The 24,365-nt window shown below is 47.1% G+C and carries 23 protein-coding genes; 9 read left to right on the forward strand and 14 right to left on the reverse strand.

What is annotated here, in order from left to right:
* Window positions 1–19: 19 nt before the first annotated feature.
* From J4N44_RS26470 to J4N44_RS26480, 3 genes are all read right to left on the reverse strand, one after another.
* Window positions 20–415 carry a GFA family protein gene (locus J4N44_RS26470; RefSeq protein ID WP_005448972.1) on the reverse strand — a complete coding sequence of 132 codons (396 nt, stop codon included), beginning with the start codon at window positions 413–415 and terminating at the stop codon, window positions 20–22.
* Between the two features lie 564 nt (window positions 416–979).
* Window positions 980–2,713 carry a hypothetical protein gene (locus tag J4N44_RS26475; RefSeq protein ID WP_252045472.1) on the reverse strand — a complete coding sequence of 578 codons (1,734 nt, stop codon included), beginning with the start codon at window positions 2,711–2,713 and terminating at the stop codon, window positions 980–982.
* Window positions 2,714–2,722: 9 nt separating this feature from the next.
* The gene (locus J4N44_RS26480; RefSeq protein WP_009696607.1) at window positions 2,723–3,187 is read right to left on the reverse strand and encodes a CesT family type III secretion system chaperone; all 465 of its coding nucleotides are present in this window, start codon (window positions 3,185–3,187) and stop codon (window positions 2,723–2,725) included.
* Window positions 3,188–3,712: 525 nt separating this feature from the next.
* On the opposite strand from J4N44_RS26480, the gene J4N44_RS26485 reads away from it, so the two are divergent.
* Window positions 3,713–4,321: a DUF6198 family protein gene (locus J4N44_RS26485; protein ID WP_005448966.1), complete on the forward strand. Its 609-nt coding sequence runs from the start codon at window positions 3,713–3,715 to the stop codon at window positions 4,319–4,321.
* Window positions 4,322–4,472: 151 nt separating this feature from the next.
* On the opposite strand, the gene J4N44_RS26490 is transcribed toward J4N44_RS26485, so the two are convergent.
* Window positions 4,473–4,922, reverse strand: coding sequence for a DUF302 domain-containing protein (locus J4N44_RS26490; RefSeq protein WP_005448963.1), 450 nt, complete (start codon window positions 4,920–4,922; stop codon window positions 4,473–4,475).
* A 212-nt stretch (window positions 4,923–5,134) separates the two neighbouring features.
* Between J4N44_RS26490 and J4N44_RS26495 the strand changes: the two genes are divergently transcribed.
* Complete coding sequence (locus J4N44_RS26495; protein ID WP_252045473.1) at window positions 5,135–7,126, forward strand: peptidase U32 family protein; 1,992 nt, start codon at window positions 5,135–5,137, stop codon at window positions 7,124–7,126.
* 32 nt (window positions 7,127–7,158) lie between these two features.
* The gene (locus J4N44_RS26500; RefSeq protein WP_101905760.1) at window positions 7,159–7,554 is read left to right on the forward strand and encodes a hypothetical protein; all 396 of its coding nucleotides are present in this window, start codon (window positions 7,159–7,161) and stop codon (window positions 7,552–7,554) included.
* Window positions 7,555–7,677: 123 nt separating this feature from the next.
* On the opposite strand, the gene J4N44_RS26505 is transcribed toward J4N44_RS26500, so the two are convergent.
* From J4N44_RS26505 to agaR (J4N44_RS26550), 10 genes are all read right to left on the reverse strand, one after another.
* On the reverse strand, window positions 7,678–8,532 hold the full coding sequence (locus J4N44_RS26505; RefSeq protein ID WP_005448957.1) for a tagatose bisphosphate family class II aldolase: 855 nt from the start codon (window positions 8,530–8,532) through the stop codon (window positions 7,678–7,680).
* A complete protein-coding gene (gene nagA, locus J4N44_RS26510; RefSeq protein WP_252045474.1) occupies window positions 8,523–9,728 on the reverse strand; it encodes an N-acetylglucosamine-6-phosphate deacetylase in 1,206 nt (401 codons plus the stop codon). Before nagA ends, J4N44_RS26505 begins: the two co-directional genes overlap by 10 nt.
* Window positions 9,718–10,158 carry a PTS galactosamine/N-acetylgalactosamine transporter subunit IIA gene (gene agaF, locus J4N44_RS26515; RefSeq protein ID WP_005448952.1) on the reverse strand — a complete coding sequence of 147 codons (441 nt, stop codon included), beginning with the start codon at window positions 10,156–10,158 and terminating at the stop codon, window positions 9,718–9,720. The genes nagA and agaF overlap by 11 nt, the downstream gene beginning before the upstream one ends.
* A gap of 59 nt (window positions 10,159–10,217) precedes the next feature.
* Window positions 10,218–11,102, reverse strand: a complete 885-nt coding sequence (gene agaE, locus J4N44_RS26520) for a PTS N-acetylgalactosamine transporter subunit IID (protein WP_005448950.1) — start codon at window positions 11,100–11,102, stop codon at window positions 10,218–10,220.
* Window positions 11,092–11,868, reverse strand: a complete 777-nt coding sequence (gene agaW / locus J4N44_RS26525; RefSeq protein ID WP_005448948.1) for a PTS N-acetylgalactosamine transporter subunit IIC — start codon at window positions 11,866–11,868, stop codon at window positions 11,092–11,094. Before agaW ends, agaE begins: the two co-directional genes overlap by 11 nt.
* 16 nt (window positions 11,869–11,884) lie before the next feature.
* The gene (gene agaV, locus J4N44_RS26530; protein WP_005448946.1) at window positions 11,885–12,358 is read right to left on the reverse strand and encodes a PTS N-acetylgalactosamine transporter subunit IIB; all 474 of its coding nucleotides are present in this window, start codon (window positions 12,356–12,358) and stop codon (window positions 11,885–11,887) included.
* A 22-nt stretch (window positions 12,359–12,380) separates the two neighbouring features.
* The gene (locus tag J4N44_RS26535; RefSeq protein WP_005448944.1) at window positions 12,381–13,538 is read right to left on the reverse strand and encodes an SIS domain-containing protein; all 1,158 of its coding nucleotides are present in this window, start codon (window positions 13,536–13,538) and stop codon (window positions 12,381–12,383) included.
* A complete protein-coding gene (locus J4N44_RS26540) occupies window positions 13,535–14,845 on the reverse strand; it encodes a D-tagatose-bisphosphate aldolase, class II, non-catalytic subunit (RefSeq protein WP_114320340.1) in 1,311 nt (436 codons plus the stop codon). The genes J4N44_RS26535 and J4N44_RS26540 overlap by 4 nt, the downstream gene beginning before the upstream one ends.
* 8 nt (window positions 14,846–14,853) lie before the next feature.
* Window positions 14,854–15,630 (reverse strand): transcriptional repressor AgaR, encoded by a 777-nt coding sequence (gene agaR, locus J4N44_RS26545; protein WP_005448941.1) that lies wholly within the window; start codon window positions 15,628–15,630, stop codon window positions 14,854–14,856.
* A 447-nt stretch (window positions 15,631–16,077) separates the two neighbouring features.
* Complete coding sequence (gene agaR, locus J4N44_RS26550; protein ID WP_009696595.1) at window positions 16,078–16,848, reverse strand: transcriptional repressor AgaR; 771 nt, start codon at window positions 16,846–16,848, stop codon at window positions 16,078–16,080.
* A gap of 235 nt (window positions 16,849–17,083) precedes the next feature.
* Between agaR (J4N44_RS26550) and J4N44_RS26555 the strand changes: the two genes are divergently transcribed.
* The 6 genes from J4N44_RS26555 (at window position 17,084) to J4N44_RS26580 (ending at window position 24,310) form a co-directional block, all read left to right on the forward strand.
* Window positions 17,084–17,329, forward strand: a complete 246-nt coding sequence (locus tag J4N44_RS26555; protein ID WP_005448935.1) for a DUF3297 family protein — start codon at window positions 17,084–17,086, stop codon at window positions 17,327–17,329.
* Window positions 17,330–17,554: 225 nt separating this feature from the next.
* Window positions 17,555–18,295 carry an ABC transporter ATP-binding protein gene (locus J4N44_RS26560; RefSeq protein ID WP_252045475.1) on the forward strand — a complete coding sequence of 247 codons (741 nt, stop codon included), beginning with the start codon at window positions 17,555–17,557 and terminating at the stop codon, window positions 18,293–18,295.
* The gene (locus tag J4N44_RS26565) at window positions 18,282–20,807 is read left to right on the forward strand and encodes an ABC transporter permease (protein ID WP_252045476.1); all 2,526 of its coding nucleotides are present in this window, start codon (window positions 18,282–18,284) and stop codon (window positions 20,805–20,807) included. Before J4N44_RS26560 ends, J4N44_RS26565 begins: the two co-directional genes overlap by 14 nt.
* On the forward strand, window positions 20,807–21,937 hold the full coding sequence (locus tag J4N44_RS26570) for a lipocalin-like domain-containing protein (protein WP_252045477.1): 1,131 nt from the start codon (window positions 20,807–20,809) through the stop codon (window positions 21,935–21,937). The genes J4N44_RS26565 and J4N44_RS26570 overlap by 1 nt, the downstream gene beginning before the upstream one ends.
* Window positions 21,938–22,019: 82 nt before the next feature.
* The gene (locus tag J4N44_RS26575; protein WP_080767298.1) at window positions 22,020–22,871 is read left to right on the forward strand and encodes a helix-turn-helix domain-containing protein; all 852 of its coding nucleotides are present in this window, start codon (window positions 22,020–22,022) and stop codon (window positions 22,869–22,871) included.
* A gap of 86 nt (window positions 22,872–22,957) precedes the next feature.
* A complete protein-coding gene (locus J4N44_RS26580; RefSeq protein WP_252045478.1) occupies window positions 22,958–24,310 on the forward strand; it encodes an MATE family efflux transporter in 1,353 nt (450 codons plus the stop codon).
* The last annotated feature ends 55 nt before the right edge of the window (window positions 24,311–24,365 follow it).

Genomic DNA, 24,365 nt, shown 5'->3' on the forward strand with positions numbered 1-24,365 from the left:
TAATTCATCGGAATAATTCTTATCGGTCTGATGGGTGGTTCACGCCATCCATCACCTCTATCTCTCCCAGCTCATACGGATTTACGCCCTCTAAGCAGCCAACGTTATAGCCATATTCACTCGGATTAGAGCGGCGCTGATGGTGAGTGTAGATGCCACATTCTCCACAGAAGAAATGCTTAGCTGTGTTGGTATTAAACTGATAAAGCTTGAGTACTTCCTCACCTTGAGTGATACGAATTCCGTTCAACGGTACCGATGCCACAATCGCACCGCGACGTCGGCACATGGAACAATCACAGCGTCGAGGCTTCTCGATTCCATTCGGTAATGACAGTTCGATTTGCACTTTTCCACAATGACAAGAAAGCTTATGCAAAGGTTGAATTGTCGTACTACCCACTTGTTTAATCATGATTTTTCCTTGCTCCTTCCCTGTACACCTAAAGTGTGTTGTTCTTTCATGATGTTTTTTTGAGCTGCATGGTAAGGAGGTATCATGAGCAAAAAACACTCCAAATCATGCCTAGACTAATGTAACTGATAAGCGGTGGGAAAAACCACTTCAGCTTATGAAGAGCACCGACCGTGTATACAACAAGCCCAAACATAGAATGACCTTCGAAGACTATACCGACTTCACACAGGCATTCCCTAGCGTGATTTATCTGCAGCGTTTAGTGAGTGAGCGCTGTTTATCGTCACTCCAATCACTGGTCCAACAACGGTGTTTTAACCCGCTTATTCAATGAATTAGCCAAGAATCCAGATTACGAGAGGGGTTGCTGATGGCTGGATTGTTAAAGCTCATCAACACAGTACCGGTGCTGCACCAAGGGGCAGTGAATGTATTGGAAAAGCCGAGTGTATGGTTCAGCGAAAGTGACCTGGGTATAGATTTCGGGAAGGTTGCCCGAGCTAGAAAGAAGAGGTAGAGCGTGCTGACCATATAAAGTTCAACACGCTCAAGGGGGTTAAGTTACTTAGTGAGCATCTCAGCCTTAACAGCCTGCCACGCTTTATGCTCGGGTGTGGTCAGGTGGATAGGACCAAACGTACGCTCTGGGATGATTTTATCACTCAGCCTTTCTACCTCTCTGGCCACAAAGCTGCTAAACCAGATCTGATTAGGCATTCCGGGCCAATACTCGGTGAGCTGCTGACGCAGATTATCCAGCTCGTTCAGGCGACCTTTGATCTCGTTCAGCGCCTGATGCTGTGGTTTAAACAGCAACCGGGTGAACCAGTTTGAAGAAGCCTTCTCCATGTTGGTGACTTTATCTCTAAGTTCTGTCAGCGCCTGCTTTACAGGAAGCCGGGTAACCGGAAGGCCTTTCTCTCTGATCTCTGCTGTTATCGGCAACTGCTCTAGGTTGAGTTCTATCTCTCCGGCAAGACCGCGGTTTTCTCCGCTGACAGCTTTGACCATATCCCGCAGTTGCGTTAGTGATTCGTCACCGTGCAGCGGGGCGCTGGTCATTCTAGTTATAGGGACCGAGCGGAACTCTAGCTCCGGCCAATTTGTTCTGGCGTGCACCTGCAGATGACGGGCGAGTTTAACCCGAGCCATCAAAGCGGGCTGTTGATCCCGAGAGAGTTTGATCTCTTTGGTCAGCGCGGCTTTTTCACGGTTCTCAAGTATCAGAAGCTTTTGTTGTTCGGCCTTTTCTGCTGCTTTAATCGCCTCATCACTCGGCGCGCGAGTTGTCAGCCGGTTGCTGCTGTCCCACTTCAGGTAGTGGCGCAGTGCGCCAGTTTCACTCTGCACCGCTTGTTTGACCAGATTTACCAGGCTGCTTGAGCCAGCAGAAAAACGGGTATCAAAGCCCCGGTGACCTTTAAGCAGCGCTTCGAGAAATCCTTTCAACTCCTGGCGATCTTTAGGACAACTCAGCTTCATTTCGCCGTTTGCCACATTTAAGAAACGGCTGATCATGGGATCGCCGCTTTCCAGTTGCGTTTTCAGTTTCTCCTGGTGTGAGGTCGCTTTCTTGCCAGTGAGCAGGTAGTCGGACAGTATCTGGTTGATACCGTCTGAGATCATATTACGTTCACTGGAAGTAAATTTAATCTCAGTTTTCGGTGGCTCGGCAGCAGGAGCCGGCGCGTTTTTTGGCACTGCTTCAGCTTTTGTTTCCTGAGGCTTAGCTTTGGTTGTCTGCTCCGCTTTAGTCACCGCTTCGGCAGGCAGTGTTTTAGCGGCTTTTACCTTGCCGTGAGAAAGGCGCAGGTACGAGCCCAGAATATTGTCTTTGCTCTCTAAAGGTCGGGTTAACGCTTTATACATAGAGCCGAACCTTGAGTGACCTTCTAGCATCAGGTTAAACATTTCTGCCAGTTTTTGCGGCGAGCGGGGCAGTCTGATGACCCTGACTTTTTCCTGATCATCTATGGTGATCCGTCCCTTGATCTCTTCCATCTCACAATATCCGCGCAGAAACTCGCCATGCTTCTCCGGTTTATTGTCTACGTATTGTTGCAGTGCGCTGCTAAAAGCTTTGGCAAGTGGCGTGAGATCCTCATCATGGATGCGAGGCGCACTCTGCAAACCTACAGGGTTCTGGCTTAGCGGCTCACTCATACTCTGTGTTGAATGCGCAGCCCCCGGAAGTTCTGATTTAGATTTTTCCAGTTTCGGCGCCTGTTTCGGTGCACTCTGATGTACCTGAGAGACACCTTTAAACAAGGTGTTGAGAAGTTTAGTTACCGGCATAATGACTCCTTAACCTTTTAACAGGTGCGCGTCACAAAACAGAGAAGGTGCTTTAGCCTCTTCCTTTAAAGGGGCTTGAAGAGCATTTCTGGCATCAGTCGCTGTGGTTATAAAGTTGCCAAGCAGGTTCGCCAGTAGTTCCAGCTCCAACCCTTCAATCGGGTGCTGGTAGCGCAGCAGAACCTGATCGCCTTGCGGACTCAGGGCGTAGTGTGCCTGACGCAAGACGGGATTTTCAAAGTTGTGCTTAAGAAGACGGGTCAGGTGACGCTCTCTCTGCACCTCCGACAGAGCCCCTAATTCTGCAAGAAACTGAAGGTGGTTGCTTCCCGCTGCCATATCGATTGCCAGCTCGATGCCTTCTTCAGTCAGCAGTGCACAACGTCCAAAGTTATCAAGCTCTAAGCAGTCCAGTTGCCAAGTGTTACCCAACTCGAGAAGCAGGTTGTTCAGAAAGGTTTGGTCGGCCGTCATCAGCACCTCCAGATACAGTCGGGGAATGAGTGTTCAGACTACCGCGCATGCAAGGGGAATTTCTTTCATTATTAGGCAAGGTTTTTTAGGTTTATTAAGCAAACGCTGATGCCAGTGGGCACGCTATTTGAACGTTTATCGTAAGCCTGCTGTTGCGTTGGATACATAATATTGCGGCTCTGCTGCTTGGTACTTACCTCTATTCACCCTGGATATCAGAGACGCTGGCTAAGTGCTGGTGCGCAGCGGACTTGTAATGCGGAAGCAAGGAAAGGTAGCAAAGTGGTTGCCGATGCGCTGTTGAACAACATGCGTACAGCAAAGAGCAATATGCCCTAGCTTAATGTGTAAAGTCTGTTAAACAGTTAACACCCACGCAATCTAGGTCGGAAACTCGACATCAATCACTTTTCACGACATTTTATTCAGCGATTTATCACTATTTGGTTGGCGTTTTGCTAACCGCATCCGTTTTGGTTTCGTTCTTACAGCTAAAACGGCTTTAAAACCAAGGAAAATACTTTTATGGATAAAGATCATAGCCTTAGAGAAAACCTCTTGGCCTTGACGCTCGGTAGTGCGTTGGTGTCACTTGGGGTTATCTTCTTCAGCAAGGTGGGATTACTCACTGGCGGAACGGCCGGTTTGGCGATCTTCCTTACCAAAGTCAGTGACTTCAGTTTTGGCCAGATATTCTTTGCACTGAACCTGCCGTTCTACATTCTCTCTGTGATGCGCATGGGTTGGCGTTTTACCATCAACACTTTTATTGCGGTTTCGATCGTGTCTTTTGCGGTAGACCATTTGCACCATGTGATTGAGATTTCTCGTATTGAGCCCGTGTACGCAGCGCTACTCGGTGGTGGTTTGATTGGCATGGGCATGCTGGTAATTTTCCGCCACAAGATGAGTTTAGGTGGCTTCAACATCTTGGCGCTTTTTCTTCAGGAACGCTTTGGTATTCGAGCAGGTAAAGTACAAATGGCTCTAGACTGCACCATCGTAGTGATGTCGCTGTTTATCGTTGATGTTTACTTGATTGCTCTTTCTGTACTTGGCGCTGTGGCGACCAACTTGATCTTGGCGATGAACCACAAACCAGGGCGTTATCAGCCCAAGCCGCAGCCAGTATAAACGCAATAAACGGCGAACTTAGTCTTAGCGTTCAACAGCAGCTAAAAATAAAATCCCCGAGCAATATCTCGGGGATTTTTGTTTTCAAAATTAATGTAGATGATAGCGTCGTAAGCTTAGATAGCGATGATAAGCCCCTATTCTTCAAGCACTATTTTGCCGCTGCACCGGTTAGCTTACTGAGTACACCACTCACCTTCGTCAGCACTTCATCACACCCTTCAATACCGTGGCGCTCTTTTAGATACATTGGGTTGTTGTAAGCAAGCCATGTCTTACCTTCTGCATCCTCATAAACCAGCACTTTTTGCGGTAAATCAATCGCCACTTCTTGTGCACATTGCATCAATGGCGTCCCTACTTTTGGGTTGCCAAACACGATCACTTCTGTTGGTCGTAGCGTCATATCGACCTTCGCCGCATTCTCTTGATGGTTCACGCGAGCAAACACATTCAACCCTTTACCCTGAGCAATCTGAACAAATTTATTTGCTGTATCTTGCACCGAATGCTGGCTTGCAACGCGGATAACACTCTCTTCTGCTAGGGTCGAAAATGACGCCAGAGCAACGACCAACCCAACTGTGATTACTTTTACCATCTGCCAGTTCCTTATTTTTACTATATCCAAAAATTATATACCCAAGTCACCGACTCGCGAGCATGTGGACTCAGGTCATGACTTCCCGTAATCACAATAGACCGACCAACTAGCAATAATTGATTCAGATTAATAAAGCGTTAATCAATCCAACATTAAAACTGTGAAGCACATAAAATACGCAACCTATTTTATTGAGTAAGAGTTAACTAGTGACACGCGATCAATTTGAGTTATTAGCGCCAGGTGGCGATTTAGATTCCATTAAAGCGGCCATTGCTGCAGGTGCCGATGCCATCTACTGCGGACTTGACCGCTTTAATGCACGTAACCGCGCAACCAACCTCACCTTAGATAACTTGAACGGCGTATTACAGTTGGCGCATCAGCACAATTGTAAAATTTTCCTCACGTTGAACGTGTTAATTCTGGAAAGCGAAATTCCTGCTATCGTTCGCTTACTTAGCCAGTTGAACAACACCGCGATTGACGGCGTAATCGTGCAGGATCTTGGTCTTGCTTACATTCTCAAGAACCACTTCCCAGAGTTAGATGTACACGCTTCAACCCAGCTCAACACTCACAATGAAGGACAGATTCTGTTCCTCAATCAGTTGACAGCGAGCCGCGTGAACCTCTCTCGTGAACTCAATATCCATGAAATAAAACACTTGGCTCAGTTCGGTCGTCAGCACAACGTGATGATGGAAGTGTTCGTTCACGGCTCTTACTGCATTGGTTTCTCTGGCATTTGCTACATTAGCTCAGCGCGTAATGGTGCATCGGGCAACCGTGGACGCTGTAGTCAGCCTTGTCGTGAGCAATACGAGACAACCAAGACAGGCAACAGCTACCCGCTCAACATGAAAGACAACTCAGCTTTTGGCGATCTAGAAGCGCTTGCCGATGCAGGTGTGTATTCATTGAAAGTGGAAGGTCGCATCAAGAAATCCCACTACGTTTACACCGTCGTCGATAATTGGCGTAAGCAGATTGATCGCTTATGTGATGGCGTAGAGCTGTCGAGCGACACCACAGAGTTGTACACCGTATTCAACCGTGATTTCTCCAACGCATTTTTACAAGGCGACTTCGGTAAAGCGATGTACATCGACAACCCACGCGACCATGCGGTGAAACACTTCTCAAAGATATACAAATGTGAATCCGCGGACGATGTGCAAACAGTGAAGAAGAAGCTGTACGACGACAAAACCGCAATCATTGAAAAAGTCGCCGAGAAGACGCAAGACTTCGACGTCACGGCAACACAAACCTCAGGCGGTAGTTTAAAAGGCGCCATTGATGTACCGAGTTTACCGACGCTACCTCAGCCACAAGAGCGTGAAGGGACAGCAAAACTATCGGTACTGATTTCGTCGCTAGAAGATGCTTCGCTGTGCAAATATCGCGATGTCGATGTGTACTTTCAACTACCAATGGGATTGGCGAGCGAGTTAAACGCTATGGTCGACTTATTCCAAGAAAACACGGCGTTGAAGCCTTGGTTCCCTGCAATTTTGATTGGTGACGATTACCAAGCTGCACGCAAGTTCTTAGACATTATCCAACCAGAGCTGCTGATCACCAACAACTCTGGCGTAGGCTTACTCGCTCAAGAGCTTGGATTAGGTTGGGTTGCAGGTCCACAAATGAATACGGTGAACTCATACTCGTTTAAGTGTTTGCAAGAAGAATTCGCGGCACGCGGAGCATTTATCTCAAACGAGCTGAACATGAAGCAAATGCGTCATATTAAACGCCCAAACAACATGCGCAGTTACTACAGCATTTACCACCCAAATACGCTCTTAACCAGTCGCCAATGTTTGTTCCAACAAACCGAAGGTTGCCGCAAAATCAAGGTTAACAAAGGTTGTTTGAAGCGTTGTGATAAACGCACATCAATCATCAACCTCAAAGACAACCCATATGTGGTACAAAAGCAAAAAGGCAGCCATAACGCAATTTACAGCGAACATAACGTGCTGAACCTGCAAGTACTGCAAGATTTGCCGCAACTGTTTACAGACGTGTTGATTGACCTACGTGATATCCAGACAGAAACCAAAGTCACAATCACCAAACCTGAGCTAATAGAGGCTTTTTCAACGCTGCTTGATGAACACAATGAGCAGAATCTAGACGCTCTGAATGTTGCGATTCACCCTACTGCTAATGCTCAGTATTTAAAAGGCTTATAAGCGAATAGAGCAAGATTGCACTCGCACAATTTATGGAAGACTTATACCCAATGAAGCAAGAAACGCTCAGCTACTTTGATGATCTGAATTACAACGTTGTGACGCAATCAGAAGACGTCTATGAGCTCACGCAAAACCGCACGGGGTTGACGGTAGAGCTCAACTTCTCTGCTCTTGGTAAAGGCGAATTGCCCGCAGAAAGCGCGCAAAAAACTGATAAGAAACTTTATTTTATCGATATTGATGACATCGAAAACATCGGTTTTGAAGCACTCGAATCTTTTGTCATCAGGCTGAATGAACATTGTTCCATGGTGGTGTTTGAGGAAGAATTCTTTGAACAAAGCATGAAAGAGATATGGATGTTCTTATCGAATGATCCACGTGATCGTGACGTGTTCAACGACAGTAAGTTCTATCGGGCTTAATACCCACATCATAACGGTTAAAATGCCATAAAGATAAAAAGGTGCTAGAAGACCTAGCACCTAGGTAAACATGTCATCGGGGGGAGTTTACCAAATATAATCAGTTGTTAGGGTTGACAGACCCTAGAGCTTTCCTTCACTTCCGCACATATGGATCTTATCCATCACCACCTGTTTCATCGCCGCTTTACCAGGCGTGATGTATTTGCGAGGGTCGTTTGCGTCAGGGTGATGCGCAAAATGTTGTTTGACCGCATTTGAGAACGCGATCTTCAGCTCAGTCGCCACATTCACCTTACACACGCCAAGGTCAATACAACGACGAACCATTTCATCAGGAACACCTGATGCGCCATGCAGTACTAACGGAATATCGACAACACCACGGATTTTATCTAAGCGGTTAAAGTCGAGTTTAGGCTCCGCTTTATACAAGCCATGAGCTGTGCCAATTGCCACAGCTAACGAATCAATACCAGTACGGCGAACAAACTCCGCGGCAGAAGCAGGGTCGGTCATTAGTGCATCGGCACTGTCGACAATCAGATCGTCTTCTTGACCGCCTAAACGACCTAACTCAGCTTCGACACTTGCGTCGAATCGGTTACAGTATTGAACCACCGAGCGCACAATCTCTATGTTCTGATCAAACGCATAATGCGAACCATCAATCATTACAGAACGAATACCGTGATCGACCTTAGTACAAATGTCTTGTAGGTCTTCATGGTGATCAAGATGAAGAACCAACGGGATTGAATGCTTATGTGCAGCTTCTTTACAAATACTGATCAGGTAATCGGTGCCCGCATAATCAAAAGTTCCCGGCGTGCCTGCGAGAATCACTGGGGAGCCCATCTCTGAAGCGGTTTCAACAATGACTTGGACCGTCTCTAAGTTATGAATATTAAATGCAGGCACCGCATAACCAGCTTGTTGCGCACGTTTTAGCATTTCACGGGAAGAAATTAGATACATAAAGCCTCCTGACTTGGTACGGATGCATCAAACACAAGACGCCCATTGACCCAAGTTTTTACAATTGAGAAATCTGATTTAACAGCGACCATAGATGCGCGCTTTCCGGCTTCTAGGGTGCCTAATTGGTGTTGCAAACCTAACGATTGAGCCGGAGTTAACGATGCCATCAACCAAGCTTGCTCTAGTGGGATGTTTAGCCATTTATGAATATTTTTAACTGCTTGCGGCAAAGTCAAAGTGCTGCCTGCCAAACTTCCACTTTCTGTAGTAACGACGCCGCCTTTCATTTGCACTTCGTATTCACCAAGCGTGTAGCGACCATCAGGCATGCCTGTCGCACTCATAGCATCGGTAATCAGCGTCATGCGTTGACCACAGCAGCGATGCGCGACATCTATAGCAGCAGAGTGAACGTGATGCCCATCGGCAATCATTTCGACATAGCTATTGGGGTGGATAAGCCCTGCCCCAACGACTCCTGGATCTCGGTGATGTAGACCACGCATGCCGTTGTAGCAGTGGACAATGCCATTTGCGCCCGCATCCAACGCCTGTTTCACTTGGTCGTAACTCGCATCAGTATGCCCAAGCATCACTTTAATACCCTGTTTATTCAGGTAACGAATCGCATCGATTGCCCCGTCTTTTTCTGGAGCCAGTGCGACGGTGACGAGCTGGTCATCACAATAAGAAATCCACTGCTCCAACTCTTCGAGCGATAAATCTCTAAACCATGTCGTCGGGTGCGCGCCGCGATTCTTCTCGGTGAAATAAGGTCCCTCTAGATACGCACCTAAGATCTCAGCACCATCAACGCCATGTCGTTTACTCACAGCAACTTGCTTTAACGCGGCACGAATTTTTGCCACAGGAGCGGTTACGGTTGTGGCAACAAATGCGGTAACGCCTAAGCTCGCGAAATAGCGAGACATCGTATTGAGGCTGTCATGCTCGGCATCCATAACGTCACAGCCTTTGGCTCCATGCACATGACTGTCAATCAGGCCGGGTAGTATGCTCACCTCACCTAAGTCAATAAAATCAATATGTTCATGAGGGTCGAATGGCTCAACAGAATCAATCACCCCATTTTCGTCGATGCGAATTAGCCCATCATCAAGCCATCTATCACCTTGCAATACACGCTGAGCTCGGTAGCAAGAATGCCTTGCACGATCTTGTTCAGATGCCATCTTCTTCTACCGTTCCCACATGTTTGGCTTTCTCAGCCATTTCAGCACTCAACGAAGTAATGCCACGATGCCCACAAGCCAGCGCTTGATCGCGAAACTCAGCGAGATCGAGTTCATCGCGTTCCAAAAGCATCTCAGCCGCCATCTGCATGTTTGTTCCCGTTACAACCTGGACATCGTCACGCTCTTGACTGATCAGTGATGCGGTACGAAAAGGTGTACCTCCCAACAAATCAGTCAGGAAAACAATACCTTCGCCAGAATCAACTTCATTAATCGCCTCGCGCATTGACACTTCCAGTTGCGGAGTCGTTGCCTCTTCTGGAAAGTCGATAAACTTAAATTGAGGTTGCTCCCCAATAACCTGAAACACCGCTTTGGCAAGACCGGAAGCAAACCCTCCGTGACCAGATAGAATTACAGCAATCATTTACGTTTCCTTAATGGGGCAGAGCACTCTACCCCAATGTTTTGTGTGTCCAATGTGATTTATAAGAAACCCATAAAACGCCCAACAACACCTAACACCACGGTGATACCGATAAGTTTTAGCGGGCTCCAACCACGCTTGACGAGCGCGTACATAGCTAGGGTGTAGACCAATGGAAGAAACGCTGGCATGAGTTTATCGATCACATCGCCTTGCAGTTTCACCACGGCATCACCGGCGGTAATTTCTGCGGTCGTCGATAGACGAACATAAGTCGCCACCAAAGCACCGATCACCGTCATACCTACCATCGAAGCCGCGTGTCCGACTTTCTTCGTGTTGGCTTTGATAACAGGGATAGCAGCAACCCCCATGCGATACGCATAATGTGCGAGACCAAATCGCAGACCAAAATGCACCACGTTAAACAGCACAATAAAGAACACCGCACCCATGATGGAGCCTTGCAGCGCAAGGTCTGCACCGATACCGCCACAAATAGGAAGAAGAGTCAGCCAGAACATCGCATCACCGATGCCACCCATTGGTGCACCAACCGCAATCTTAGTGCTCTGAATACTGCTGACGTTTTGCTTGGAGCGTTCCATCGCCAGAACGATCCCCATGACAAATGTCACCAAGAACGGGTGAGTATTGAAGAACCCCATATGACCTTGCATTGCTTTAGATAGGTCAGCTTTATTGGTGTGAATCTTCTTCAGCGCAGGCAGTAGTCCGTACAACCAACCAGAAGCCTGCATACGTTCGTAGTTGAAAGACGCTTGGAGTAACAGCGAGCGCCACGCCATACGATTGATGTCTGCTTTGGTTAGATCTGCACCAATCTCTTTATTTTCATACTCATCTTCAGCCACGCCAGGAGCTGGCTGCACATCAACATTTTGGCTACGAAGGTCGAGTTCGTTACTTACATTAGATTCCATCTTCAAAGTCCTCAGCAGGTGCAGTTACAGGAGTGGGTTCCGTTTTACGCATGAAGTCGATAATGGCCATGGCCGTCGCAGCCGCGGCAATCGCTAAGATTGGCAGTTGAAGCCAAGCAGCAGCGACGAAACCAAGGATGAAGTAAGGAATGTAGGCGTTCTTCATCATGATTTTCATCAAGACAGCAAAGCCTATTGCAGGCATGATGCCACCAGCGACGCCTAAGCCATCAATGAGATCTTTCGGTAGTACTTCAACGATTTTCCCTGCATGTTCAGCCCCAAGATAAACGGGTAAGAATGCACACAGAAAGTAGAAAGAACCGAGTACAGCAAGTGCCATATAGTTCACGCGTTCAATACCATTGGTATCCGCATTTTGTGCGTACTCGTCACACTTAGACATGACCGCAGACATCGCAGAGAAGAGCAGCGTAATGCCCATCTGTACGGCAACGGCGAAAGGCACAGCGACGCCAACCGCAACATTTGGCTCGACTTTGGTTGTAATCGCGAAAGCCGTACCCACGATGGTACCGATGATAACGTTTGGTGGTTGAGCCCCCGCAAGAGGGGCAAGTCCCATCCAAATCAATTCAAGCGTACCGCCGACCAAGATACCGGTTTGCAAGTCGCCTAAAATCAGACCAACAAGTGGACCAAGCACCACCGGACGGTGGAAGTGAGTAAGACCATTAAATAAATCTAGGCCAGCAAAAAAGGCTAAGATGCCGAGCATCAAGGCCTGTAAGAGTCCTATTTCCATGATTTCTTTCCTATTGTTAGATAAGAGTAAAGAGGTCAGTCGCACTTTCAGTTGGCACCCCTTGGATCGTGCATTTCACCCCTAGTGCTTTTAATTTTTCAAACTCCGCAACGTCTTCAGTTCCGACTGAAACCGTCTTGGCAATTTGCTTTTTCCCCTCAACGTAGTGCATGTTTCCGACGTTGATATTGCTAATTGGCACACCACCTTCCACCAATTGGCGGAAATCTTTTGGTGTGCGACAAACCATTAGAATTCGTTGGCGTTCAGCCGCTTTATGGATGGTGTCGATGGTCTTTTTCACCGTCCAAAATCGGATTGCGATGCCATCTGCTAGCACCATCTCCATTAAGTTCTGTTGAATGGTGTCTTCTGCTACCTCATCGTTCACAACGACAATAATGTTGGCGTCCGCAAAACCTACCCATTGCACACCCACTTGCCCATGGACGAGGCGCTCATCAATACGACTTAACACGATATTTGGCATGGTCTATTCCTTTTCGAATCCGTTACTTGTTGAATGGGTAGATGGTGACACCTTGCACCACACGATTGACTTCACCGGTTGGGCACGGATTGTCCGGTCCAAATCCCAGTTGAAGTGATTTTTCAAATGCCAACATTTGGCAGAAGAGAATGAATGGGAAGCACAGCCACTGATCGCCCAAGTCCAACCTCCCAAATTCAAAAACATCGTCTTCGTTGAGAGACAGTTCTGTGAGAGCAATATGAGCTAATGCTTGTTTGTCGCGGCGGATCTCATTGAATAAATCCAGATCGTACCCACGGGTATAAGCGTCACTTGATAGCAACTGGATCACGACCGCTTTATCGTTAATGGTGAATTTAGGACCATGGCGGAAGCCAAGAGATGAGTCGAAAGCCGTCATCACTTTACCTGCACTTAGCTCAAGCGATTTGAGTGATGCTTCACGGGCAAGCCCTGCAAAACCACCGCTACCAATTACGATTAAACGCTCATAAGGCTGGCTGGCGAGCGCCTTAATAGCAGACTCCCATTGCTCTAACTTGGCTTCGCAAAGTGCTGCTACCACTTCAATTTGTTCATGCCATTGCTTTGGAGATTGACCACCAAATAACGTCAGCGTAGACATCAACATACAACTGAAGCTTGATGTCATCGCAAAGCTCTTATCATTTGAGCCTTCAGGCATGATCACGCAGCAAGCATTTTGTGCAGTTCGAGCGTAATGAGAGAGTTCCCCGTCACGGTTACACGTCAAGAACAAGTGATGACAATGAGGAACAAGCTGATCGACAAGAGCAACAGCAGCAACACTTTCCGGGCTATTACCAGAGCGGGCGTAAGAAACGACCAACGTCGGACGACTTGGGTCCAGATACTGTTCCGGGTTTGACACTAAATCCGTGGTTGGGATGGACTCAACTTGAAATCTCAGCCCCTCTTGAATAAATGGTGCTGCCGCATCGCCGACAAATGCGGATGTGCCCGCACCAGTCAAAATAATGCGTAGGTCTGGCTGCTCAAGCAGAGGCGTTAGAAAATCGCGGATTGCCTCATACTGCTCTTCTAAAATGGTAGAAAGTGCTCGCCATAACTGAGGTTGATGACTGATTTCTTGAGCCGTATGAACACCATTACGTTGTTCTAACCATGGCAACTCATAGCCTAAAACTGAACTCATTTGGTCGTCTCCTTGCTAGCCACTGAATTGGCGTAACAGGCTTCGGAATAGACTTGTGTTACTTCCATAATCTTGTGCACGACAATCTCAGCAGGTTGATTTTGAATTTGATGTTGAGAAATTGCCTTAGCTTGGTTGGGTAAATATTGGCTAAGGATTGTGATTGGCAGAGGGTGAGCAGCTAAGTTGTCAAACAGAGCTTGCTGCGCCGCTTTAACCTCTGGATGATTCCAGTAGTAACGGATGCGATCACTCAAGCTGTAGCTGCAATCGAGATATTGTTGATGCCCTTTGCTGGAGTAGTGAGAACGCCAATAATTAGGTTGCTCTCTCATCACTTGTTCTATGGTTTCGCGTAAGTGAGAAGCATGATGAGCGCCTAACCACTCTTTCTCCGCAGAGTCCAGACCATACAAGGCTTCACGCAAAGCAAATGTGAGAGCTGGACCGACTTTGAGAATCGCAAAATGATCGCGAATCAGTTGGTGATATGCCTCTGGGTTTTGGTAATCCGTAGAATGCGCTTCGAAGACCAGATTTGGTTGGCTGTCGATCATATTGCTTAACGATCGCGCTGCCGCACTGTGGTAGTGATGTACTGAGTGGTGATCAAATTCCACTCCTGGTTGCACCACTAAGCCAATCACACGAGGCCAAACATAGCTAAGCCCGACATCACTGAACGTTTGATGATGAGCATTTAGCGTTGCCAATGCTTCTTCCGCTTTCGTCACTTGAATACCTTCTTCTTCAAGCGAATCAAGAGCACCACCTGGCGTTGGAACTTCCGTGCCAACCACATACACTGGCGCTTCACCACCGACCGTTTTCCATGCTTGCTCTGCCACCAAACATAACTGGGCAGCACGCTGCGCCATTAGCTCTTCACTCAGCGGTACCTCGTCATCGGCACAAGGCATTGAACAATCGAGATGAATCTTCTTAAAGCCCGCGCAAACATAGTCTCGAATCATTTGCGCTGAATATTCCATTGCTTGGCTTGCTGGTAAGTGCTGCCAACAGTTAGGACCAAGATGATCGCCACCCAATACCACGTTCTCAGCGGGAAAATTAACCCGCTCAGCCAAATCAAATACGTGGCTCGCGAAATCTTGTGGTGTCATTCCGGTGTAGCCACCAAACTGATTAACTTGATTTGACGTTGCCTCAATCAAAACCAGTTGCTCATTTTGCGCAGCCTGCTTTATCGCAGCTTCAAGTACTAAGGGATGAGCAGAACACACAGCATAAATACCGGTAAGCTGACCTTGTTTGTGTTGCTCGATTAGGGAAAGTAACGCTTTCATTTTGATTCCTAGTTAACGATTTGATCCGCAATGACGACATCTACGCCAAGTTCAATAAGGGATTGGTGCGTGTTATGGGGAATGTTGCGATCAGTGACCAAGACGTCGATCTGGCTTGCAGCTCGGATCATGCAAAAGCTTTTGCGCCCAAATTTGCTTGAATCGGTGACAGCAATGACTTGGCGAGCAACCTCACACATGGCGCGATTCACCTGAGCTTCTTGATTGTCCGGCGTAGTCACGCCAGCAAGCAGGTCGAATCCATCCACGCCCAAAAACAGCTTGTCAAAAAGGTAAGATCGAATTTGCTGTTCACCATGGTTACCTATCAGTGAACAAGAAGCGCGACGCAGGCTACCTCCAACCACATGTAACTCGACGTTTTCCATCTTGCTAAGTTGGTAGGCGGTATTGAGGGCATTGGTCATCACAACCAATTGTTGCTTATTGACCAAGTACTGCGGCATAAGACCTATCGTGGTACCGGAATCCAAAATGATCGCTTCACCATCTTGAATAAGGCTCGCTGCAGCCTGTGCTATCGCTTGTTTCGCACTGCGATTAAGTTGATCTTTGCGGTAGAGCGGTTGGTCAAAGGCAAAGTTAGGGTTGAGTGTTGCGCCACCATAACAGCGAAAAACACAGCCTTCTTTTTCTAGAAGATTGAGGTCGTGGCGAATGGTGACAGCCGATACATTGTAATGCTCGACAAAGTCGTCCACTTTTCCTGAACCATGACGACAAATATGAGCCATGATTTGCTGTCTTCGTTCTGCACTGTTCATTCACCAACTCTCCTTTCGTTCCATTTCGCTTTCCGTTAGAAATGTTTCGATTTTCTTTTCGTTGGTATTAAAACAGGGCGAAGTTAGGAAAAGTGAAAGCTAGATCACAGTCATTTTTCTTTCGTTTTCACCCCAAAAAACCTTTCACTTCATGAAAAACGAAAGGCTTTTCTTTCGTTATTAAATTGAAAGTAATCACAAAGGGGCGCATAAAGACTCACTTTCGATACAAGGAAAGTGAAAGGCAGGATGAAATAGAGTTAACAGCTGTCGTTTCGAACTACAGCCTGCGCGAGATCACAAAATGCAATATCGGTTATTTTTTTGAAGGTCGATGAAGTCGTTAGAAGGCGTTTTTTTGATGCTGAAGTTGCACAAAGGTTTAAGTCGATCAGAAATAATCTTCACGATATTGATAGAAAAACCAATATCACTAATCACTAATCACTAATCAACAATACGTACATCAACGCCCATTGAAGTGAGATGTTCAAGGTAATCGGACGGGATGCCACTGTCAGTAATGAGCATATCAAGTTGCTCTGGTCGGGCAATAAGGCAAAAACTCTGACGAGAAAACTTTGATGAGTCAGTTACGGCAATAACGACTTGTGCCGCGTCAAGCATTCTTCGATTAATGTCAGCCTCACCCTGATGAGGAGTCGTGACGCCAGTAGATTTGTCAAAGCCATCCACACCTAAAAAGAGCTTGTTAAAGCGATAGCCTGCGAGGAAGTCCTCACCACTCAAACCGTGGACGGAATAAGAATTCTCACGCATGGTGCCTCCAGTGACCATAACAGAGACATTACTTTGATTGGCAAGGTGATAGGCGATGTTAATGCCATTAGTCATGACGACAAGATCATTCTTACCTTTCAAATGATAAGCAATTTGCTCTGTGGTTGAACCAGAGTCGAGAATGATTTTATCGCCGTCCGCAATCAACGAGGCAGCATACTCTCCGAGCTTCGCCTTGATATTACTGTTGAGCTGCTTTTTATCATTGAGAGGACGTTCAAACGCAAACTGATTATTCAACAGTGCTCCGCCATAACAACGTTTGACGCAGCCTTGTTTCTCTAGATAGTTGAGGTCATTTCGAATGGTCACTTCTGACACATCATATTGCTTGGCAAAGTCACTAACTTCACCTCGCTGGGCGTTCTGGATGAACCGCAAAATCTCTTTGCGCCTTAATGATGCGTTTAATTTCATAAAAGTTGATCACCGGTAACAAGCTATAGATGTAATGATAGGTACTCGTATCTGTTTATAATGCAACCTTTCTTTAATGCTATCAAATTGAAATCGAGAGCGTATTCACGCCAAAAAAGACGATAGCATGACTGCGAGTGTTATACGCTTCAAACTCACATCAACATTTCTTGAACACTCGCCTTGCACTGACTACAATGGCGCACTTTTTTTACGGACTTCAAGGTCACACAAAATGACAGATACAGCTAAACCAGCTCTACCAGATCGCCTAGCGGGTAACCCACGTAGCCCATTCTTCATCAAAGAATGTTTCGATCACCAAATCGGTATCCGTTTTAACGGCAAAGAGCGTACTGACGTAGAAGAATACTGCATCAGCGAAGGTTGGGTAAAAATTGCTTCTCCTAAAGCAAAAGACCGTTTCGGTAACCCAATGCTTATCAAACTTAAAGGCGAAGTTGAAGCGTACTACGTGTAAGCTGACCACGCTAAATTTCTTTGAAAGCTCGAGTCTGACTCGGGCTTTTTTAATGCCTGCCATATCCCCTACTCGTTTAATCTAATCCCTCTTCTTTTCAGTACAAGTTATTAAGAAATCGATGTAAATCGCTGTTTTTATCTTATTGTTGTCTAAAGTTTCTATAGAACTTACTGTAATAACCATTGCCAAAAGAAACGACACCTTTGAACACAAGGAGAGGAAATGGAAAGCCCACTTGTCACACTTAAACATGCGAGTAAAAGCTTTGTCGATGGTAAAGAGACACATCGCGTGTTGGAAGGCGTCGACTTTACGTTGAACACAGGAGCGAGTGTTGCGCTGACGGGCGCCAGTGGTAGCGGCAAAAGTACCCTACTCAATATCATCGCTGGCTTTGAGCCGCTTTCCGAAGGTGAGTTGTGGTTAGATGGCGATAACACGACGGCTTGGAAAGACCCACAATGGAGCCGATTTCGACACCAAAAGCTCGGTGTTATCTTCCAGCAATTCAATCTGTTAACACCGCTCAACGTGCAGCAAAACATCGCCTTCCCTCTGCATTTGAATCAACAGAAATGGAACGACTGGTGCGATTACTTGGTCGAGACTCTGGGCATCAGCCAACTGCTCGATAGACATGTTTCTGCCCTTTCTGGTGGTCAACAACAACGAGTTGCGATTGCGCGCGCATTAGCCCACAAACCTAAACTGCTGCTTGCTGATGAACCCACAGGTAACCTCGACCAAAAAGCCGGCTTGGAAGTGATGAAACTACTGAGTGAAATCACCACCCAAGGCAACAATGCCGTGCTTTTAGTCACCCACAGTCCTGACTGCGCTGAGTTCATGCAAACCCAGTTACGCTTAAAAGATGGGTGTTTAAAGGATGGGCGTTTAGAAAATAGTCAGCTGCATAATAGTCACCATTTAGACAAACATGAGCTTCACCATGAAGCAAACTAAGCCATCAAACACCAGATTCACTCATACTCAACTCGCCCTGAATCTGTTTGCGGCGCACTATCGGCAGGCACCACTGCAAGCCGCCGCGATTCTGATCGGTATCGCGTTGGCTGTGACCTTGTTTGTTGCGGTACAAGCCATCAACCTCAATGCCAAGCGCAGTTATACAGAGTCTACCGAGCAGCTTAGCGCACAAGCTCAGAACTTAATTATTCCACCAGCAGGGCAAAACTATCTGCCTGAATCGCTCTACTTCACCCTTAGACAAAACGGGCTCAGTGCAGCACTACCTGTAATCGAAGGGCGAGTGAGAGATGAACAAGGGCGTCGCTGGTCAGTGCAAGGTAGCGAGTTGATTGCCGCCATCTCTTCGCGTTCTCGGTATTCTGCAAACGGAAAGTCATCAGAAAACCAACAGAACGTCTCTTTGTTCGACAATGCTTTGCCTTTGCCTGAGCTTTTGGCTGGCAAGCCAATAGTGATGATGAGCCGATCTCAACATCAAAATCTAGGAGAGGTGGAAACCCTAACTCTGGACGACATTCCAACCCAAGTGGTGGTGCTACCCGACGAATGGCAGTTAGGTAGCCGAATGTTGATGGACATTGGTTTTGCCCAGCAACTGCTCAATAAACAAGGGCAGCTCAGTTACATTGCGGTTTTCCATTCGGGTGATAAAGGGAATAAAGACACGCAAGCAAATTGGCAAAGCATCATTGGTGAACAAGGACAATGGATTTCCAATAATCAAAGTACAGACCTTGGCTCGCTGACCGACAGCTTTCACCTCAATCTCACAGCAATGAGCTTACTTGCCTTTTTAGTCGGGCTGTTCATTGCCTACAACGGCGTAAAATACAGCTTGCTGAAACGCAATCGTCTGTTAGTACAAATCCAACAGGCAGGTGTTGCGCCGAGCATTGTGTTCTCTGCGCTGTTGGTTGAACTCACTCTTCTCGTTACCATCGGTGCTTCGCTGGGTTTTGTATTGGGGATGCAACTTAGCCATTGGTTGCATCCGACCGTGGCACTGACTTTAGAGCAACTTTATGGTGCGACACTGCTGCCTGGCACTTGGCAATGGCAATGGTGGGCGCAAGCACTGCTGCTCACGTTAGCCGCCACCCTATTGGCGTGCTGGCAGCACTTTAAACAGCGAGTGCGCCAGCCGCTCTCCTCTCATGGTGGATTTTATCAAGCACCTGAAGGCTCTAACGAAAACCAATTGTTCGTCATAGGTGCTGCGTTGACGGCTTTCGCACTTGCAGGGTTATGGCTGAGTGAGCATCATCGCTTTACCATGGCGTGGCTCGGCGTGCTTGTGGTGTCGATTCCTTTGTATCTACCTAAAACACTCAGCGTCTTAGCCAATTGGTGTGAAAAGCGCACCACTTCCGGTTTGATGCAGTATCTGTTTGCTGAGCTGCGCGAGCTGATTTCTCCGCTTTCTCTCGCCATGATGGCACTGCTACTCGCTGTTACAGCCAATATGGGGATGAACACCTTAGTGGGCAGCTTTGAATCCACCCTAAAACAGTGGTTAGAACAAAGGTTGCACGCCGATATTTACGTCAGCCCTGCCCAAGGAGAAATCGCTGATGTAGAGCGCGCGTTAGGGCAGTTCGACAAGGTTGAGACCGTCTACAAGCAATACTACGTCGACGATAACCTGCAAGGCTTACCGATTTTGCTTGGCACCAAAGACAAAGACACCTTAGAGCAAACCATGGTGTTCAAATCGCATTTGGAGAACTTCTGGTCACGTTTTTACCAAGGTGAATTAGTCGCCATCAGTGAACCAACCGCGGTCAAATTGAGTTTGTCACTGGGTAGCGAGGTCACGCTTGATGCCGTTCCAAGTAAGAACCTGCTTGTGGGGGCGATATTTCACGATTACGGTTCACCCAATGGTGAAGTCTTATTAGCACCAAAGTTATGGCAAGAGAGTGGCTTTACTGACTTGCCAACAAGCCTTGGTATTAAAGTATCTGGTGACCCACAAATCGTATACGACCAACTGCGCGAGCAACTGAATCTGCATCCAAGTCAGCTCTACGATCAGGCGCAAATCAAATCCATCGCGTTGGATATTTTCTCGCAGACCTTCGCCATTACACGCGCACTCAACGGCGTGACGTTGATGGTCGCAGTGATTGGCTTGTTCAGTGCTTGTTTTATGTTACTCGACGCGCGCAAAGCCGCCATCGCAAGGCTGTATGCACTTGGCGTCAGCCGTCGCAAATTAATGACCATGGTGGTCGGACAGATCGTCGCTTTGGTCAGTTTTACTCTGGTTATCGCCCTACCCCTCGGAGCCATGGTGGGTTATGTGCTGACAGACATCGTCACCTTACGCGCTTTTGGTTGGAGCTTAAATTATCTGTGGAATTGGAGTGATGCCCTCAGCATTGCGGCGATCACCATCTTGGTGGCAGTGATTGCGACCTTGATTCCGCTGTGGCGATTAGTCAGCAAGCCTGTCGTGTCCAGTTTGCAAAGCGAGGTGTTGTGATGGTTCGATTAGCAAGCAAACTTACTCTGTTCATAGGTAGTCTGTTCCTATTTGGATGTGAAGATCCCCAACAAAAAAATATGAGCACACAAAATATGGGCGCATTGCTGGGCAGTGGAGATACGCAAAGTGAGAGCAACCCATTCACACCCGTAGAAAAAGGGGTTGAACTCACCTTCCCAGCAGACCATCAAGCGCACCCGAATTTTCGTCATGAATGGTGGTACTTAACCGCTAACTTAATTGATGAAGACAGCAACCCACTTGGCGTCCAATGGACACAATTTCGCTTTGCTGCTGCGCCGCCACCGCCAAAGGGCGAAGATGACGTGAAGAAAACCGAATGGCAGACTCAGCAAATCTTCATGGCACACAGCGCGGTCACCACAACCGACAAACACTACGCCGATGAAAAATGGTCACGCGATCAAGCCTCTCTAGCCGGCGTCGACACTTCACCATTTCGGGTTTATCTCGATGATTGGCAGTGGACTTCTTCAACCACCGATCTCTTCCCTGCAACATTGAAGGCGAACTCGGAACAGTTTGGCTATTCGCTGACGCTTACCAGCAGCACACCTTATCAAAAGCAAGGCGAGCAAGGTTACAGCACCAAAAGTGCCGATGGACAGGTGGCTTCGTATTACTACAGCCAACCATTTATTGATGTTTCCGGTGAAGTCACTATCGACGGCGAAATCCATCAAGTGTCGGGCAAAGGTTGGATAGACCGAGAGTGGAGCTCGCAATTCTTACTCGACTCACAACAAGGCTGGGACTGGTTTGCCCTAAGGTTGAGTGACGAGACCAGCTTGGTAGTGTTCCAATTGCGAGATTCCAAAACCGGACAAGCCAGTTACTCCAGCGCAAGGCTGATGCAGCAAGATGGTTCTGGCATCGCTATCCCACAAAAAGACATTCAGTTAGAGGCAACCAATCAAACAGAAATCCAAGGGCGAAAGTATCCAACCCAGTGGCAAGTGTCGATTCCTAAGCAACAAATCGAGCTAACCGTTTCTGCACTCAACCCGAACGCGAAAATGCCGCTTTCAGTACCTTATTGGGAAGGTCCGGTGCGTATTGATGGTTCTCATTCTGGGACTGGTTATATGGAACTCACCGGCTACTGAGCACAAAAATTTCCGTGCACAACCTTGGTTATTCGATTCATAATGATGACATCCTCATCCCCAAGAGCTGTTGAATGCCCTAATGAGCAATATGATTTCGCCAATTCGACAAGTGCGACTCATTTTAGGTGAACCGTGTCGAGCGCTTGAATTTTCAGACATCCAAGAAGACCCATACATCGAGCCACATCGCCACGAGTACTGGGAGATTGTCTGGTGCTTGGATAATAGCGGAACGCAGAGCATCGATTTCGTCGAATACCAAAACCGCCTTGGTCGCTTATTTACCATTTCACCAGGGCAGGTTCACCATTCCGAGTTCATGGGTAAAAACATTCGCATGTTGATATTCCGTCCCGGCTTTGCTGAAACCAATCCACGCAGCACCCAGTTGGTGAATAGCGTATTTTCTACGATTGAACGACCGCCATACCTCGATTGCAGCGACGAGGGGTTTCCCTACCTAGAATCAATTTACACCCTAATCAAAGAAGAATGTGAAAGAGAGGATTGTGATTGGGATCTTGTCGAATCACTCATCAACAGCTTTCTACGCTATGCATTGCGCTTTGCTAAAACACCATCTCAAAAAGGTGAGCAGAAAGACGCTCGCATCGTACAGTTGACCGAACTAATTGAGCTGCATTATCGCGAACAAAAGAAATGCCAGTTCTACTCCGATGCCTTAGCTCTCACCAGCAAACGTCTAAACGAGTTAGTGAAAGCCGACAGAGGCAAGACGGTCACGCAACTGATTCATGACCGAATCATATTAGAAGCCAACCGAGAACTGGTGTTTTCGACGAAAACCGTCAAGACCATAGCATTTGAATTAGGCTTTGATGACCCTGCCTATTTCAGCCGCTTCTATCGGAAACAAAAAGGAGAAACACCAGCGGAATTTCGTCTCCGATGTTTAGATAGTGCAATATAATGGGCGGATAATCCCTTTTCGTCACGCTTGAATGTACTGATAATACCCGAACATAAATCCACCACATTCGGGTATTTTTCTATTCCATGGCTATCAATCTAAAAACTGATCCCATTTCAAAATCCTTTTATCAGTACCTGTGGCCTGCTCTCACTGGCATGGTGATCAAATCTTTGTTCATCATGGGCGATGCGTTATTTATCGGTTTGGGCGTTGGTCCCGATGGACTTGGTGCTATTGCCTTAGTCATTCCACCGTTTTCGATTTTTACTGCCATCGCCATGATGGTTGGCATTGGTGGCGCCGCAAAAATGTCGATCGAAATTGGTAAAGGCAACTCCGAGTCCAGCCAGATGTGGTTTAGCCAATCCATGTTGATTACCACTTTGCTATCCACTATCACGGTGACGCTCGCTCTCATTTGGTTAGATGAATTGATTGCCTTGATGGGCGCTTCAGGCAACTTGGCTCAGCTTGCTCATGATTACCTTGTTGTACTGTTGCCGTTTTTTACTCTCTATTCCCTCGCTTGGGTACTGTCTTGCTTTGTGCGTAACGACACCAACCCCAAATTGGCAACCTATGCCATGTCGATTGGTGCCATTACTAATCTTGCATTTGATTACCTATTTATCATCGAGATGAACATGGGGATGAAAGGGGCGGCTTACGGCACCGCCATAGCTCAAGCGGTCATCGCACTGATTTTGTTGACTCACTTTGTGCAAAAGAAAGGCGCTTTGGTACTGAGCTTAAAAGGCATCGGATTCAGCAAAACCAAAGAAATTTTAAGCATCGGTACACCGACATTCTTTATCGAAGTCACGTCTGCAATGACCATTGTTTTGTTTAATTATGTCTTACTGACTCAATTTGGTGAGAGTCATATCATTGCCTACGGCTTGACTACGAACGTCGGTGTGTTCGCCCTCTTTGTCATGGTCGGCATCGCGCAAGCGTGTCAGCCAATCATCAGCTTTAACCACGGCGCAGCTCGCCCAGAGCGCATTGATGAGATCTTAAAACTAGGGTTAAAAACGGCAATTGGTAGCGGCACCGTCTTCCTAATGGGGATTTGGTTATTGGCACCCATAATTGCATCGGTGTACTTAGGTAACAGCAACGACTTGATCCCACTTGCCGCGACTGCACTCACCTTCTACTTCTTCGGCGTGCCTTTGATGGGGTTAAACATGGTGATTGCTAATTTGTTCCAAGCCATTGCCAAACCAAAGCAAGCAACACTCATTTCATTGAGCCGAGGGTTTGTTTTTGTTGCGTTGGGTGTTTTGATACTGCCTAAGTTCTTCCCCCACAACGGTATTTGGGCAAGCATTCTCTTCGCAGAGTCTTTCACCGCGGTGATCAGCTTGAGCATGTTATTCAATTACCGGAAACGCGCGGTAGAACCAACAAATGCTTTCGTGAGCAGTTCTTAGTTCAACCAAACCCAGCCAAATGATAAACTCGGGTTCTATTTCATTCTGTGATTAA

The organism is Vibrio sp. SCSIO 43155, from assembly GCF_023716605.1.
GTDB lineage: Bacteria > Pseudomonadota > Gammaproteobacteria > Enterobacterales > Vibrionaceae > Vibrio > Vibrio harveyi.